Raw genomic sequence first — 15,275 nt, forward strand, 5'->3', positions numbered from 1 at the left:
AATGGGGGTGGTCGAAGGCCGCAAGGCCATGGACCCAAGGTTAGGCACGCACGCATTGATCGACTAGACGGTAGAGTCGGATTGCACTCGTCCACGAACAGAAGGAATAGGCCTCGCCATGCTCGACCTCAACGACATCGCCGTCTTCGTGCAGGTGGTGCGCCACGGCAGCTTTGCCGAGGCCGGCCGCCGGCTGGGCCTGCCGCCCAACACCGTGAGCCGGCGCATCCAGCAATTGGAGGCGCAGCTCGGCACCCGGTTGCTGCAGCGCTCGACGCGCAAGCTCACGCTCACCGGCGCCGGGCAGGACTTTCACGAGCGCTGCGCCGAGGCGGTCGACGGGCTGGTCGAGGCCGGGCAGGCGCTCATCACCGGCAGCCAGGAACCCAGCGGCCGGGTGCGCGTGGCGGCCACGGCCGATTTCTTCGACTTCTTCCCCATGGCCTGGGTGGCCGATTTCCTGGCGGCGTACCCGCTGGTGCGCGTCGAGTTCGTGCTCAGCGACGCCAAGGCCGACCTGATCGCCGAACAGATCGACATCGCCTTCCGCGGCGGCGCGCTGGCCGACTCGGGGTACGTCGCCCGCCAGCTGCTCGGCCCGCGCACCGACGGCCTCGTCGCCAGCCCCGCCTACCTGGCCGCGCGCGGCACCCCTGCCACGCTGGGAGACCTGGCCGACCACGACTGCGTGACTCCCGCCCACCCGAGCGGCCGCACCACCTGGCGCCTGACCGGGCCCGGCGGGAAGGAAGAAGAAGTGCAGGTGGGCGGCCGTTTCAGCGGCAACACCGCGCAGGCCTTGCGCAAGGCCGCCATCGCCGGCCTGGGCATCGCGCTGCTGCCACCGGCCATGGGGCGGCTCGACGTGGAGGCGGGGCGGCTGGTGCCGGTGCTGCCGCAGTACCAGCGCACCGGGCACGGGCTGAGCGTGGTCTACCCGAGCCGCAAGCACCTGCCGCGGGCGGTGTCGGCGTTCATCGGGATGGTGACGCAGAAGCTGCGGGAGGAGGAGGCGTTGCCGGATGTATGGCGGGCGACGCGAGTGCGCCCTCTGATTTCGTGACTTATTTGGCAGTTGAAAGGGGTTGCCCCTCTTTCAGGGTAGTTCCGCGATGCGGTGCAACGCCGCCTGCTTTACAAGAGACGTTTTGAAACAATCATTTCGGAGCGGACCGAAGCTTGGCCACCCTCATCCCAGCCTTAGGCAGTTGCGTTTCCCGCATGACCTCCGGCGAGCGGCGCCTCGCGGAGCGCCTGGAACAAAAGCTCGACAGCGACTACCTCCTTTGGTACGACGTGCCCGTCGGGCCAAAACGCTCGCATCCCGATTTCGTTGTGCTGCATCCGCATCGCGGACTCTTGATTCTTGAAGTGAAGGACTGGCGGCTCGACACCATTCGCCAGGCCAGCAAGGGCAGTTGGGAAATCCTGGCGGATGGCGTCCCCAAGACCGTCATCAACCCGGCCGAGCAGGCTCGCCAGCATGCGCATCAGGTCGTCGACGCCCTCAAGCGCGACGCGCAGTTGGTCCACGCAGAAGGCAAATGGCAGGGCATGCTGACCTTTCCGTGGAGCTACGGCGTCGTCCTGACCAACATCACGCGCAAGCAGTTCGAAGCAGCCGAATTGCATCGCGCCATCGAAGCCCATCGCGTCGTGTGCTCTGACGAAATGACCGAAAGCGTCGACGCCGAAGCGCTGCAAAGCCAGTTCTGGAGCATGTTCCCAGTGCTCATGCGCGGCACGCTTTCCTTGCCGCAGATCGACCGTGTGCGATGGACGCTGTTTCCTGAGGTGAGGGTACAGAGCCAAGGCATCCTGTTCGACGACAACGACGCGGAAGCGCTGGTTCCCGACCTTCTGCGGGTGATGGACCTGCAGCAGGAGCAACTGGCTCGAAGCCTGGGGGACGGCCACCGCGTGATCCACGGGGTGGCCGGCTCGGGCAAGACCATGATCCTCGGCTATCGCGCCGAGTACCTGGCCAAGAGCGTGACCACCAAGCCGATCCTCGTGCTCTGCTACAACGAACCGTTGGCCGTGAAACTTGCGTCGATCATGGAAGCCAAGGGCCTGAGCGACAAGGTGCATGCGCGCCACTTCCACAAATGGTGCCGGGACCAGTTGGTTGCGTACGGGCAGGTGCCGACGGAAAAAATGAGCACGTCGAAGCTCATGGAAGAAATCGTCGACCGCGTGATCCGCGGCGTGGACCGCAAGCAGATTCCCTCAGGCCAGTACCAAGCCGTGCTGATCGACGAAGGCCACGACTTCCAGCCTGAATGGCTGCGGCTTGTGACGCAGATGGTCGACCCCGGCACCAACAGCCTGTTGCTGCTGTATGACGATGCGCAGAGCATCTACGAACGGCAGCGCACCAAGCAATTCAGCTTCAAGAGCGTAGGCATCCAGGCGCAGGGCCGCACCACGGTGCTCAAGATCAACTATCGCAATACCAAGCAGATCCTGCAGACCGCGAGCCTGATCGCTTCCGATCTGCTGACCGCGGAAGACAAGGACGACGACGGCATTCCGCTGCTGCACCCCATCAGTTGCGGACGCGAAGGCCATGCGCCCTTGGTGATTCGCCTGCCCACGTTGCGTGACGAGGCGGTCAAGGTCGCTGAGTTGCTGAGCGCCGCACACCAGGAGGGGCATGCATGGGGCGACATGGCCGTGATCTGTCGCCAGTACGCCGCCATGGAAGAGTGCGCAAGCGCGCTGCGACATCGAAAGTTGCCGCACCAAGTCCGCAAGGGAACGGGCGACTTCAAGCCCGACGCAGACACCATCAAGGTGCTCACGATGCACGCCAGCAAGGGACTTGAGTTTCCCGTCGTTGCGGTGGTCGGAAGCGGTGCCATGCCCCGCGAAACCGACGACGAACGCGAAGAAGCCCGGCTCTTTTATGTCGCGGCAACGCGGGCGACCCAGGCGCTCTTCATCACGGTCAGCGGCGACGCGGCATTCGGCAAGCGCCTTTAGGGCGCCACGCGCATCCGCCGGCATTCACGCCGTCGCCCTGGCATGGCACCTGGGGGTTCGTCCGGCCTCCCAGCGCAACGATGGGCATTCGCGTGAAAATGCCCGCCATGAAAATCGAAAAAGACACCGTCGTCACCCTCAAGTACAAAGTCGCCGACGCCCAGGGCAAGCTCATCGAAGCCAGCCCCGAGCCGATGGCCTACCTGCATGGCGGTTACGAGAACACCCTGCCCAAGATCGAGCAGGCGCTCGACGGCCAGGAAAAGGGCTACCAGACCACGCTGAACCTCGCCCCCGAAGACGCCTTCGGCCTGCGCGACGAGGCGCTGGTGCGCACCATCCCCAAGACCGAGTTCCCACCCGGCGTGAAGGTCGGCGGCCAGTTGCAGGGCCGGCTCGACGACGGCACCGAGCACGTGTTCACCGTGACCAAGATCAAGGGCCCGGTCGTGCTGCTCGACGGCAACCACCCCTGGGCCGGCAAGGCGCTGAAGTTCAGCCTGCAGGTGACGGACGTGCGCGCGGCGCTGCCGGTGGAGATCGAGCACCGACATGTGCATGGGGCGCATGGGCACCATCACTGAGTGACAGGGTCGGTGACGAACGCCGAGGGCCGCGTGGCCCGGCGTTCGCTTCGCCAGTTGTTTCTTCTTAGTTCTTCTTCCAGAACCTCGGCGCCTCGCCGATCGTCTCCAACGCATCGCGACACGCCGTCGCCCCCGCTGCGCGGCGCGCGCTGAACCAGCCGACCGCGAACCACGCACGCGGATCGCGCGCCGCGACCTCGCGGTACAGCGCAAGTGCGACCGCCTCGTCGTTGAACGCGCCCAGTGCGTCCTGCGCGGGGCGCAGGGCCTTCAGGTAGCGCTCGGCCGCGTCCTTCTTCTTTTTGCCGCCTTCCGCCTCGGCGAACAGCGGCGCCGCGAACTCCGCCAGGTAGCGCAGGCGCTTGAGCCGCTTGCGCGCGCGGTGCTGGTGTTCGGTGGCGAGCGATTCGAAACGCGGGCCGTCGCGCACCGCCTGTTTGTGCAAGCGCTGGAGCCGCTCGCGCAGCAACTGAAGGGCCGCGTCGGCAGCGAGCGGCGTCGGGCCCGTCGACTCGGGTGCGGCAGCGGTGAAGCCGATCAGCGACACCAGCACGTCCTGGAACGCGGCGGCGCGCACGATGTCGCCGGGTGTCGGTGCCGGCGCGGCAGCGGCACTGTCGACATCGCCCACCAGCGGATCGACCTCCGGCGCTCCCGCTTCGCGCAGCCGCGGCTGCGCGAGCTTCACGACCTGTTCGCGGTCGCGCAGTTCGCCGAGCGCGCGGAAGGCGTCGACCAGCGGCGGCTCCCAGGCGGCGGCGTCGAAGCGGCTGGTGTCAGCGTCGAGCCCCGCCAGTTCGCGCAGCGCGGTGCGCAGGCGGCGGATGCCGATGCGCAGCTGGTGGATCTGTTCTTCGTCGGTGCTGCCCGCGGCGATCTCGCTGGCGTTGGGCAGCATCTGGTCCAGGCACGACGCGACCACGGCCTGCTGGAGGGCGCGGCCGTCTCGGCCATGAGTGGAAAAGCGCGGCGCCTCGGCCTTGACGGCGGGCACGGTCTCCTGTTCGGCCAGCAGGCGCATGCCGCGCTCGGCCTTCGAGACGGTGCTGAACCACAGGCCATGCTGCTGCGACCAGCGCCGCGCGAGCGCCACGAGCCCCTGCACGTCGCCGCTCTTGAGTTCGAGCTCCAGCTCGCACACAGGCGAGGCGCGCTGCGCGGGCGTGCCCGCGTGCGCGACGACCTTGCCGACGTCGAGTGCCATCTCGACCACGGCGCCGGCCGGGCCGCTCACGCGCAGGTCGCGCGTAAGCCGCACGATGTCGGTCGACTGGCGCTCGACCAGCGGCAGCGCACCACCGTCGGCCGCTTGCAGCAGGCGGGCCAGCCGCTCGCCGACGGGCGTGCCGGCGTGGCGTGCGGGGTCGATGGCGGGCGCGGCGGCGCCGGTGCCCAGGTCGACGTTGTGCTCGAGCCGGTGCAACGCGTTGTCGCCGGCGGCCTTGACGGTCTGCACCCAGCGCCGGCCCTCCTTGCGCAGCCGCAGCACCATGCCATCGGCGACGAGGCGCTGGTCGGCGGTGTCGAAATAGCGGGCCTGCAGGCGCGTGCGCACGACGGCGCCGCGCCGCAACGCGGCTTCGACGGCCTTCAGGCGGCCGGCGGGAATGCAGAACTTGAACTCGATTTCCATGGTGTTCATGATGCCCGCTCTTTTTCCCCCTCAGCGACGTGGTGCCGGCCGATTTCCGGTGCATCGAAAAATCATGTGGACACCGTCCATTTTCTTTGATATCTTTTGTGGACGGCGTACACAAAGACGTCGAAAAACACCCGATCCACCCTTCATCGACACAGGAACCTCACCATGGCCACCAAGCAGATCTTCGTGAACCTCCCCGTCCGGAACCTCGACAAGAGCAAGGCTTTCTTCGGCGCGCTGGGCTACACCTTCAACCCGCAGTTCACCGACGCGAACGCCGCCTGCATGGTCATCCACGAAGGCAGCATCCACGCGATGCTGCTGATGGAGGACTACTTCAAGACCTTCACGAACCAGGGCATCGCGGACGCCCGCAAGGAGAACGAAGTGCTGGTGTGCCTGTCGTGCGAGAGCCGCGCCGAGGTCGACGAGCTGGTCGCGAAGGCGGTGGCCGCCGGCGGCACGACGCCGCGCGAGCCGAAGGACTACGGTTTCATGTACGGCCACGGCTTCCAGGACCTGGACGGCCACATCTGGGAACTGGTCTACATGGACCCGAACGCCGAGATGCCCTCGCAGTGAACGTGGGGGCCGGACGATGCCCATCGTTCCATATGCGCTCTTGATCGTTGCGCGGAAGGCACCTACCGAAAGGCGGCGGCGCCCCGATATTCCTGGTTCCGGCACGGCCCGCATGGCGGCCATGCCTGCCTCACCAAGGAATACCGACATGTCCGACAGCAACGACAACCGCAGCGCGTCTCCCATCGTCCAGGTCCAGCCGCTCGGCTTCCCGTGGCAGACGCTGGACCCCTTCCTGTTCTGCGTTTATCACGACGACGCGTACCCGAAGGGCAACGGCCGCATGGGCCCCGAGGCCTCGCTGGCCGGCCGCCAGATCGGCCAGGACTTCAGCCGCAAGGACGGCTGGAGCATGTACCACGGCGAGACGGTGCCGGGCTTTCCCTCGCACCCGCACCGCGGCTTCGAGACGGTGACCATCGTGCGCAAGGGCCTGGTCGACCACTCCGACTCGCTGGGCGCCACGGCGCGCTTCGGCGGCGGCGACGTGCAGTGGCTCACGGCCGGCAAGGGCATCGTGCATTCGGAGATGTTCCCGCTGCTGGACGCCGGCGCGCCCAATCCGCTGGAGCTGTTCCAGATCTGGCTCAACCTGCCGGCGAAGAACAAGATGGCCGAGCCGCACTTCACGATGTTCTGGTCGGAGGCGATTCCGCGCTTCGCCTCGGACGACGCGCAGGGCGGCCGCACCGAGGTGGCGGTGATCGCCGGGCGCTTCGGCCGCGATGACGCGCAGGCCCAGGCGGCCATCGACCCGCTCGCGCCGCCGCCCGATTCGTGGGCCGCGCAGGCGGGTGCCGACCTGGCGATCTGGACGCTGCGCATGACGCCCGGCGCGCGCTGGACGCTGCCGCCCGCCGCCGGCGAGGGCACGCGGCGCATGCTGTATTTTTTCAAGGGCGCCACCGCGCAAGTGGCGGGGCGGCGCGTGGACGGACCGGCGGCCATCGAACTGCGCGCCGACGCGGCCGTGGAACTGTGCAACGGCCCCGAGGGTGACGGCGAGTTCCTGCTGCTGCAGGGCCGCCCGATCGGCGAGCCGGTGGCGCAGTACGGCCCCTTCGTGATGAACACGCAGGCCGAGATCGCGCAGACGATGGCCGACTACCGCCGCACGCAGTTCGGCGGCTGGCCCTGGACCGACCCGGCGCCGGTGCATGGCGCCGAGGCCGCGCGCTTTGCGCGGCACCCGGACGGGCGCGAGGAAGTGCCGGGAGCCTGATCTACATCGGCTTCCGGGGCTGCGCGGTTCTCAGTAGCCGCGCAGCACCTCGACGCTCAGCGCGGTCATGCTCGGGATGAACTCGATCACGTCGGTGCGCGCGACGCCGCCCTGCACGAAGGGGTCGCGCGCCAGCACCGCCTCGAGCCCCTCGCGGTCGCCCGAGCGCGCGAGGATCACGCCGCCCTTGCGCGGCACCTGGCGCCCCGAGGCCACGAACAGGCCGCTGGCGTAGTGCTTCTTGAGCCAGGTGACATGCGCATCCATCAGCGCGTCGAGTTCCTCGAGCGGACGGATGTAGGTCAGGGTGACGATGAACATGGCAAAGGCAGGTCAATGCGGAAGATGACCCGATCCTATGACCTCGCCACGACCGTGGCGGGGCGAGAGTGTGTCTCGCGGGTAACTGTCGCATGCGGCATGTGCATGCCGGCCTTGTCGCCCACCGGACCTGCGCACCGGCGTGCGATCTCGTAGATTCGGCCGTTGCATTCCTCTGTTCATGTCACTTCACCGGAGACCCTGTTCCATGATCCAAGTCGTTGCCGTCATCACCGCCAAGCCCGGCCAGCGCGCCCTGCTGCTCGAAGCCTTCAAGGCCAACCGCGCCGCCGTGCTCGCCGAAGAGGGCTGCATCGAGTACGCCGCCACGATCGACGCGCAGGGCATTCCCCCGTCCAAGGCCAGCTTCGGACCCGACACCTTCGTGGTGATCGAGAAGTGGGCCTCGCTGCCGGCCCTGCAGGCGCACGCGGTCGCGCCGCACATGGCGGCCTTCAGCGCCCAGACCAGGGAGCTCACCGAGAGCAAGCGCATCCACGTGCTCGAACCGATCTGAGTCTTTCGCGCCGCCTTCGCGCGCGGCGCGATGCCTGCTACCCTCGCGCCGGGGAGAAGAAGACATCTCGGACGAGGGGGTTCAAGACATGGCGATCGTCTCCAGACCGCAAGGCGTGCGCTGGCGCACTGGCGCGCTCCTGCTGGCGGCACTGGCCACGGGCTGCGCACAGCTCGGCGCACCGCCCTATGCCGCCGACTACGAGGCGCTCGACCGGCTCGAGGCCCACAACCCCGGCAAGGTCGCGGTGGCCAAGGTGCAACCCACCGACCCCAACGACAGGATCAACACCCTGGGCCTGCGCCGCGCCAGGCTCGTGTCGCCCAGCGGCACCTTCGCCCAGTACCTCGAAGATGCGCTGATGCGCGACCTGAGCGAGATCTCGGTCTACGACCCCAAGGCGCCGACCCGCATCGCGGCGCGCATCCTCGTCAACGAGCTCGACCTGGGCGTGATCAACGGCTCGGGCCGCATGGACGTCGAAGTCACCGTCACGCGCAACGCCGCGCAGACGCTGCGCAAGACCTACCGCGGCGAGATTGCCTTCGACTCGAGCTACGCCAACATCGTGGCCGTGCCCGCCGGGCAGGCCGCGTACCCGCGCTTGGTGCGGGCGCTGCTGCGGCAGGTGTATGCCGATCCGCAATTCGTCGCGGCCATCGCGCCGCCTGCGCAGTAAGGCCGGAGAAGCACCATGTCGTTTCTTCTTACTTCTCCGATGCCCCGGCTGGCCACAGCGCTGGCAACCGCCGTGCTGCTGGCGGGCTGCGCCCACCCGATCACGATGATCACCGAGACCGCACCGCCCCGGTCGGCCGCCCACCTCATTCCCAAGAAGGTGGCCTACGTGATGACCGACGCGCAGCGCGACCTGCAGGTGACCACCGCCGGCGGCAGCGGTGACCGCGTGAGCTACTACCCGTACCGCGACCTCGAGAAATCGATCCGCGACGCACTGCGCGCGGTCTACCGCAACGTGGTCGTGCTGCGCACCGCCGGCGATGCCAAGGCCAACGAGGCGGCGGGCGTGTCGCTGGTGTTCACGCCGCAGATCAGGACCGATTCGAGCTCGTCCTCGTGGATCACCTGGCCGCCCACCGCCTTCACGGCCGAGGTGGCCTGCGTGGTGACCGACACCGCGGGCGCCGAAGTCACGCGCGTGCGCGCGGTCGGCAACGGCACGGCGGAGTTCGGCGAGTTCAACGGCGACTACGGCCTGGCCGCCCGGCGCGCGGCCACGCGGATGACGGCGCAGCTCAGCAGCGAGATACGGCGCAACGAGAAGCTGCGCTGAAGCTTTCGCAGACGGACGTCAGTCCAGACGCTGGTTGATCACACGCGCCACGAAGTTTTCCAGCGAGACCCGGATCGCCTTTTCAGTGGCTTTCCCAAGGGCCTCTGCACCCACAGGGCATTGGCCATCGAGCGACTCCTGGCCAAAGCCGCGCACCGTGGTCGTCGCGAGTTCCCGTCCATCGGCGGAAACTGCCGTGGTCTTGATGGAGATCTCGACGCTCGCATCCGCGGTGGGAACGAAGAAGCCCGGCTGGAACCGCAGGCGCGGGTTGAAGTCATCGAGGGCAAAGGTGTAGAGCACGCCATCGCGGCCCGCTTCCGAGGCTGTCGAAATCGGCACCACCGATGAGTGCGCCCCCGAGACCGTACGCACGATGGACGTCTTGATGGCTGGGCCCAGTGCCACCGGGAAGTTGTGCGGACCGCAGATGTGGCCCGGCTTGACGGTTTTCTCGAGCGTCGCCAGATCACTCGACACAGCGACGTACGCCTTGCTCGACTGGACCCGGTCACGGCGGACCTCGTAAGCCGCCGACGTGCTCCCGACTTCCGCCCGGTGAGCGCAGCCCACGATCAACAGGGCACCCGCGCAGATACCAGCCAGTCTTGCAATCACGTGCTTCTCCTCGTAATGAATTGTTATTTGATTCTAGGAGGCACAGCAGTGCACCTCGCGCAGCCAATAAAAAACGCGCCCTCGGGCGCGTTTCTTTTGGCGTCTGGCGTCTTACTTCGACACGACCTTCACCATCTCGAGGCACTTGTTCGAGTAACCCCATTCGTTGTCGTACCAGCTCACGAGCTTCACGAACGTACCGTCCAGCGCAATGCCGGCTTCGGCGTCGAAGATCGAGGTGCGCGGGTCGCCGCGGAAGTCGGTAGCGACGACCTTGTCTTCGGTGTAGCCCAGCACGCCCTTCAGCGCGCCTTCGCTCTGAGCCTTCATTTCAGCGCAGATCTCGGCGTAGGTGGCGTCCTTGACGAGTTCGACGGTCAGGTCGACCACCGACACGTCGGAGGTCGGCACGCGGAAGCTCATGCCGGTGAGCTTCTTGTTGAGCTCGGGGATCACCACGCCCACGGCCTTGGCCGCGCCCGTCGACGACGGAATGATGTTTTCCAGGATGCCGCGGCCGCCGCGCCAGTCCTTGTTGCTCGGGCCGTCCACGGTCTTCTGCGTGGCGGTGGCGGCATGCACGGTGGTCATCAGGCCGCGCTTGATGCCCCACTTGTCGTTCAGCACCTTGGCCAACGGGGCCAGGCAGTTGGTGGTGCAGCTGGCGTTGCTGATGATGGCTTCGCCAGCGTACTTCTTGTCGTTCACGCCGTAGACGAACATGGGGGTGTCGTCCTTCGAGGGGGCCGACAGGATCACCTTCTTGGCGCCTGCGTCGATGTGCTTCTGCGCGGTTTCCTTGGTGAGGAACAGGCCGGTCGACTCGAGCACGATGTCGGCGCCGACTTCGTTCCACTTGAGCTGCGACGGATCGCGCTCTTGCGTCAGGCGGATCTTCTTGCCGTTGACGATCAGCGTGTTGCCTTCGACCGTGACCTCGCCCTTGAAGCGGCCATGCACCGAGTCGTACTGGAGCATGTAAGCCAGGTATTCCGGCTCGAGCAAGTCGTTGATGGCAACGATTTCGATGTCGTTCTTGAAGTTCTGCACGGCTGCGCGCAGCACGTTGCGACCGATGCGGCCGAAGCCGTTGATACCGAGTTTGATAGCCATCTGACTTGCTCCTAAGGTTGAAAAACTTTTGATCGGACGGGAAGAGGACGAACCGCGCGACGCTCAGTCGCGCAGGGCCGCTTCCACGGTGGCGGCCACGTTCTCCGCCGTGAAACCGAAGTGCTTGAACAGCACGGGCGCGGGGGCCGACTCGCCGTAGCTGTCGATGCCGACCACGGCCGCGCAGCCGTACTTCCACCAGCCGTCGGTGCAGCCCATTTCGACCGCGACGCGCGGGATCTTCTTGGGCAGCACGGCCTTCTTGTAGGCCAGGTCCTGGCGGTCGAAGGTGGTGGTCGAAGGCATCGACACCACGCGCACGGCGATCTTCTTGTCGGCCAGCAGCTTCTGGGCGGCCAGCGCGAGCTGCACTTCGGAGCCGGTGGCGATGATGACGGCGGCCGTCTTCTTGTTCTTGAGGCCGACGTTCTCGGGCTCGGACAGCACGTAGGCGCCGCGGCTGATATCGCCCAGGTCGCTCTTGGCGGCGTAGGCGATGTTCTGGCGGCTCAGCAGCAGGGCGGTCGGGCGCGACTGGTTCTGCAGCGCCACGGCCCAGGCCACGGCGGTTTCGGCCGTGTCGCCCGGACGCCAGACGTCCAGGTTGGGAATGAGGCGCAGCGAGGCGGCGTGCTCGATCGACTGGTGCGTCGGGCCGTCTTCACCCAGGCCGATGGAGTCGTGCGTGAACACGTGCACCACGCGGCGCTTCATGAGCGCGGCCATGCGGATGGCGTTGCGGCTGTAGTCGCTGAAGGTGAGGAAGGTGCCGCCGTAGGGGATGTAGCCGCCGTGCAGCGCCACGCCGTTCATGATGGCGGCCATGCCGAATTCGCGCACGCCGTAGTTGATGTGGCGGCCGATCTCGCCGTGCGGCGGCTCGACGGCATCACCTTGTGCGGCTTCGTCTTCGCCGCCCTGGGGCACCACCGGTGCGGGGGGCGCGTTCAGCACGACGGCGCCGGTCTTGGCGTCGAAGCGCAGCGCGGCGGTGCTCTTGGTGTTGGTGAGGTTGGAGCCCGTGAGGTCGGCGCTGCCGCCGAGCATTTCGGGCAGCGCGGCCGTGAAGGCTTCCAGCGCGAGCTGGCTGGCCTTGCGGCTGGCCACGGTTTCGCCCTTGGTGTGGGCGGCTACCACGGTGTCGAACGCGACCTGGTGGAAGTTCTTGGGCAGCTCGCCCTTCATGCGGCGCGTGAACTCGGCGGCGAGTTCGGGGTACGCGGCCGTGTAGGCGGCGAAGGTGTCGTTCCAGGCGGCTTCGGACTTGGCGCCTTCGGCCTTGTGGTCCCAGTCGGCATACACCTCGGCCGGGATTTCGAAGGCGGGGTAGGGCCAGCCGATGGCTTCGCGCGTGAGCTTGATTTCTTCGGCGCCCAGCGCCTCGCCGTGCGCCTTGGCGGTGCCGGCGCGGTTCGGGCTGCCCTTGCCGATGGTGGTCTTGCAGACGATCAGCGTGGGCTTGGTGGCTTCCTTCTTGGCCTTGGCGATGGCCTTGGCCACTTCCTTGGCGTCGTTGCCGTCGATCGGGCCGACGACGTTCCAGCCGTAGCCCTTGAAGCGTTCTTCGGTGTTGTCGATGAACCAGGGCTTGACCTGGCCGTCGATGCTGATGCCGTTGTCGTCGTACAGGGCGATCAGCTTGTTCAGGTGCCAGGCGCCGGCCAGGGCGCAGGCTTCGTGGCTGATGCCTTCCATCATGCAACCGTCGCCCAGGAAGGCGTAGGTGTGGTGGTCGACGATGGCCAGGTCCTTGCGGTTGAACTCGGCGGCCAGCAGCTTCTCGGCCAGCGCGAAGCCCACGGCATTGGTGATGCCCTGGCCCAGCGGGCCGGTGGTGGTCTCGACGCCGGGGGTGACGTCGACTTCGGGGTGGCCGGCGGTCTTGCTGTGCAGCTGGCGGAAGTTCTTGATCTCGGCCAGGGGCAGGTCGTAGCCCGTGAGGTGCAGCACCGCGTAGATCAGCATCGAGGCGTGGCCGTTGGACAGCACGAAGCGGTCGCGGTCGAACCAGTGCGGGTTGGCGGGGTTGTAGCGCAGGTGCTCGCCCCACAGGGCGACGGCCATGTCGGCCATGCCCATCGGTGCGCCCGGATGTCCGGAATTGGCTTGTTGAACGGCATCCATTGCCAGCGCGCGGATCGCGTTGGCCATCAGGGCTTGGTTTGCCATGGGCAGTGGGCTTTCGGGGGAAAAGGGTGGGTGGGGGATACGGGAGAACCCGAGATTTTACCGGGCGAGCCGCGCCCGGCCTCGATACAGGGCCAACACCCCGCTGATGCTCTCTTGTGTCGCAGGCCCGGCTGCTAGAGTTGCCCCCCATGCAAGGGCTGCACCTCACCGCCGATCTCCACGACTGCCAATGCGGCCTCCAATGGCTCACCGACGGGCGCGCGCTCGGCGAGGTCTGCACCAAGGCCGTGGCCGCCGCCGGGCTGCAGGCCGTGGGCAAGCTGGTCCACGGCTTTCCGGCCACGCCGCAGGGGCCGGGCGGCGTGACGGCCACGCTGCTGCTGGCCGAATCGCACCTGTGCATCCACACCTGGCCGGAGCAGCGCGGCGTGACGCTCGACGTGTACGTCTGCAACTTCGGCGCCGACCACTCGGCCAAGGCGCACGCGCTGATGGCCTGCCTGGTGGCGCTGTTCCAGCCCCGCCACAGCGAACGCAACGAACTGCAACGCGGCCGTGTGGCCGGGTCGGTGCAGTGATGGCGGTGCGCGCGATGATCCTGGCCGCCGGCCGCGGCGAACGCATGCGGCCGCTGACCGACGCCACGCCCAAGCCCCTGCTCGAAGTGCGCGGCAAGCCGCTGATGCAGTGGCCGATGGAAGCGCTGGCCGATGGCGGCTTCACCGAACTGGTGGTCAACACCGACTGGCTTGGCGCGCAGGTCGCCGACCGGTTCGGCCCGAACCCTGTGCTGGAAGGGCATGGCGCGCTGTCCATTTCGTATTCCGACGAGGGCCGCGACTTCGGCGGCGCGCTCGAAACAGCGGGCGGCATCGTGCGCGCGCTGCCGCTCCTGGGCGAGGTCTTCTGGGTCGCGGCCGGCGACGTGTTCGCGCCCGGCTTTCGCTTCACCCAGGCCGCCGTCGACCGCTTCCTGGCCAGCGGCAAGCTCGCCCACTTGTGGCTGGTGCCGAACCCGGCGCACAACCTCAAGGGCGACTTCGGCCTCTCGCCCGACGGGCTCGCGCTGAACCAGGCGGCCGACAAATACACCTTCTCGACCATCGGCCTGTACCGCGCCGCGCTGTTCGCGCCGCCGTACAGCGACATCCCGGCCGGCAACCCGGGCGGCATCAAGGCCCCGCTGGCACCGATCCTGCGCGCCGCGATGGACAACCAGCAGGTGAGCGCCGAGCTCTACACCGGCGACTGGACCGACGTGGGCACGCCGCAGCGCCTGCAGCAACTCAACGCCGGGGTCGCGCCGGCAGCGGGCGCATGACGCTCGCGCCGCTGCCCGACGCCCTGCGCCTGCTGCCGCAGCGCCTGCAGGACCTGGCCCTGGCCACCGCCGCCGAACGCAACGACGGCGCGCCCGAAGACCCGCTGACCGTGCCGCTCTACGTGAGCGACTTCACGCGCCTGAGCCTCGCGCCCATGCGCCAGGGCTGGCACGTCGAATACTTCGGCGACACCTGGGGCGACGCCTTCGACGAAACCCTGGCCTGCCTGAGCCGGCAGGACGTGGCCGACTGCATCACCTCGCTGTCGTTCAACGGCCCCGACAGCGGCGCCAACGGCTCGCGCGAATGGATGTTCACGCCGCTGCTCGAGAGCCCGGTGATGTTTCCCCGCCTGCGCTCGCTGTTCATCAAGCCGACGCAGCCGGAGGACCACAACCAGTCGCTCGTCTGCACCAGCGACGGCATCCTCGAGGAAGGCGGCGACATCGCGCGATGGGTGCGCAAGACGCCGCACCTGAGCGAACTGACAGTGCCGAACGCGCCGAACGCCGACTTCTTCGCCGTGCCGCTGCCGCAACTGACCAGTCTGTGCGTCGGCGCGCATTTCGACACGCAGCACTTCATCCGCCACCTGGCCGCCGCAACGCAGCTGCCGGGCCTCAGGCTGCTGGATTTTTCCGAATCCACCGAGCAGCAGATGGCGTGGCCGGCCGACCGGACGCCCGGCGGCATCACGGCCTTCGAAGACTACGAGGCCTTGCTGCACAGCCCCGTGGGCGCGCAGCTGCGCGTGCTGAGGCTGCGCAACACCTGCCTCGACCTGGCCCAGCTGCAGCAGCTGCAGGGCGTGCGGCAGGGGCTGCAATTCATGGTCATCCAGTCAACGATCGGCGGCTACGTCAGCCACTTTGCACAGGATGTGTTCCCATGGCGGCATCTGGTACCCGCGGACCCCGGACTTGCACCGTATCGAAAGTGAAA

At 67.5% G+C, this 15,275-nt stretch carries 16 protein-coding genes; 11 read left to right on the forward strand and 5 right to left on the reverse strand.

From position 1 onward, the window contains the following. The first annotated feature begins 118 nt into the window (after positions 1-118). From AC07O4_RS09085 to AC07O4_RS09095, 3 genes are all read left to right on the forward strand, one after another. On the forward strand, positions 119-1,063 hold the full coding sequence (locus AC07O4_RS09085; RefSeq protein WP_495304340.1) for a LysR family transcriptional regulator: 945 nt from the start codon (positions 119-121) through the stop codon (positions 1,061-1,063). 116 nt (positions 1,064-1,179) lie between these two features. Continuing rightward, entirely contained in the window at positions 1,180-2,985 is a 1,806-nt protein-coding gene (locus AC07O4_RS09090; protein WP_369630706.1) for a DEAD/DEAH box helicase, read from the forward strand. Between the two features lie 107 nt (positions 2,986-3,092). Continuing rightward, positions 3,093-3,569, forward strand: coding sequence for an FKBP-type peptidyl-prolyl cis-trans isomerase (locus AC07O4_RS09095; protein ID WP_062473516.1), 477 nt, complete (start codon positions 3,093-3,095; stop codon positions 3,567-3,569). A 67-nt stretch (positions 3,570-3,636) separates the two neighbouring features. Here the strand turns inward: AC07O4_RS09095 and AC07O4_RS09100 are convergent, their stop codons facing one another. Then, positions 3,637-5,214, reverse strand: coding sequence for a CYTH and CHAD domain-containing protein (locus AC07O4_RS09100; protein ID WP_495304341.1), 1,578 nt, complete (start codon positions 5,212-5,214; stop codon positions 3,637-3,639). A gap of 165 nt (positions 5,215-5,379) precedes the next feature. Between AC07O4_RS09100 and AC07O4_RS09105 the strand changes: the two genes are divergently transcribed. Both AC07O4_RS09105 and AC07O4_RS09110 read left to right on the forward strand, forming a co-directional pair. Further along, positions 5,380-5,796, forward strand: coding sequence for a VOC family protein (locus tag AC07O4_RS09105; RefSeq protein WP_307582369.1), 417 nt, complete (start codon positions 5,380-5,382; stop codon positions 5,794-5,796). Positions 5,797-5,944: 148 nt separating this feature from the next. Continuing rightward, positions 5,945-7,018, forward strand: coding sequence for a pirin family protein (locus AC07O4_RS09110; RefSeq protein ID WP_495304342.1), 1,074 nt, complete (start codon positions 5,945-5,947; stop codon positions 7,016-7,018). A gap of 30 nt (positions 7,019-7,048) precedes the next feature. Here AC07O4_RS09110 and AC07O4_RS09115 read toward each other — a convergent pair whose 3' ends face one another. Continuing rightward, positions 7,049-7,339, reverse strand: coding sequence for a YciI family protein (locus tag AC07O4_RS09115; protein WP_062473524.1), 291 nt, complete (start codon positions 7,337-7,339; stop codon positions 7,049-7,051). 208 nt (positions 7,340-7,547) lie between these two features. Here AC07O4_RS09115 and AC07O4_RS09120 point away from each other — a divergent pair, with 208 nt between their 5' ends. The 3 genes from AC07O4_RS09120 to AC07O4_RS09130 all read left to right on the forward strand — a co-directional run bounded on the left by AC07O4_RS09120 (position 7,548) and on the right by AC07O4_RS09130 (position 9,150). Continuing rightward, positions 7,548-7,856 (forward strand): putative quinol monooxygenase, encoded by a 309-nt coding sequence (locus tag AC07O4_RS09120; RefSeq protein ID WP_062473527.1) that lies wholly within the window; start codon positions 7,548-7,550, stop codon positions 7,854-7,856. An 88-nt stretch (positions 7,857-7,944) separates the two neighbouring features. Next, positions 7,945-8,535, forward strand: a complete 591-nt coding sequence (locus tag AC07O4_RS09125; protein ID WP_095948372.1) for a hypothetical protein — start codon at positions 7,945-7,947, stop codon at positions 8,533-8,535. 15 nt (positions 8,536-8,550) lie between these two features. Next, the gene (locus AC07O4_RS09130) at positions 8,551-9,150 is read left to right on the forward strand and encodes a hypothetical protein (protein WP_495304343.1); all 600 of its coding nucleotides are present in this window, start codon (positions 8,551-8,553) and stop codon (positions 9,148-9,150) included. An 18-nt stretch (positions 9,151-9,168) separates the two neighbouring features. Here the strand turns inward: AC07O4_RS09130 and AC07O4_RS09135 are convergent, their stop codons facing one another. The 3 genes from AC07O4_RS09135 to AC07O4_RS09145 form a co-directional block, all read right to left on the reverse strand. Beyond that, the gene (locus AC07O4_RS09135; protein WP_083259363.1) at positions 9,169-9,768 is read right to left on the reverse strand and encodes a hypothetical protein; all 600 of its coding nucleotides are present in this window, start codon (positions 9,766-9,768) and stop codon (positions 9,169-9,171) included. A gap of 111 nt (positions 9,769-9,879) precedes the next feature. After that, positions 9,880-10,881, reverse strand: a complete 1,002-nt coding sequence (gene gap, locus AC07O4_RS09140) for a type I glyceraldehyde-3-phosphate dehydrogenase (RefSeq protein WP_056575024.1) — start codon at positions 10,879-10,881, stop codon at positions 9,880-9,882. Positions 10,882-10,944: 63 nt separating this feature from the next. Continuing rightward, positions 10,945-13,050, reverse strand: a complete 2,106-nt coding sequence (locus AC07O4_RS09145; protein WP_495304344.1) for a transketolase family protein — start codon at positions 13,048-13,050, stop codon at positions 10,945-10,947. Between the two features lie 149 nt (positions 13,051-13,199). Between AC07O4_RS09145 and AC07O4_RS09150 the strand changes: the two genes are divergently transcribed. The 3 genes from AC07O4_RS09150 to AC07O4_RS09160 are packed head-to-tail and all read left to right on the forward strand — an operon-like array spanning position 13,200 to position 15,273. After that, the gene (locus AC07O4_RS09150; RefSeq protein ID WP_062473535.1) at positions 13,200-13,589 is read left to right on the forward strand and encodes an S-adenosylmethionine decarboxylase family protein; all 390 of its coding nucleotides are present in this window, start codon (positions 13,200-13,202) and stop codon (positions 13,587-13,589) included. 14 nt (positions 13,590-13,603) lie between these two features. After that, positions 13,604-14,332, forward strand: a complete 729-nt coding sequence (locus AC07O4_RS09155) for a nucleotidyltransferase family protein (protein WP_495304345.1) — start codon at positions 13,604-13,606, stop codon at positions 14,330-14,332. Continuing rightward, positions 14,329-15,273, forward strand: coding sequence for a hypothetical protein (locus tag AC07O4_RS09160; protein WP_495304346.1), 945 nt, complete (start codon positions 14,329-14,331; stop codon positions 15,271-15,273). The genes AC07O4_RS09155 and AC07O4_RS09160 overlap by 4 nt, the downstream gene beginning before the upstream one ends. Positions 15,274-15,275 lie beyond the last annotated feature (2 nt).

It is taken from the genome of Variovorax sp. GW821-FHT09D04, assembly GCF_059416405.1.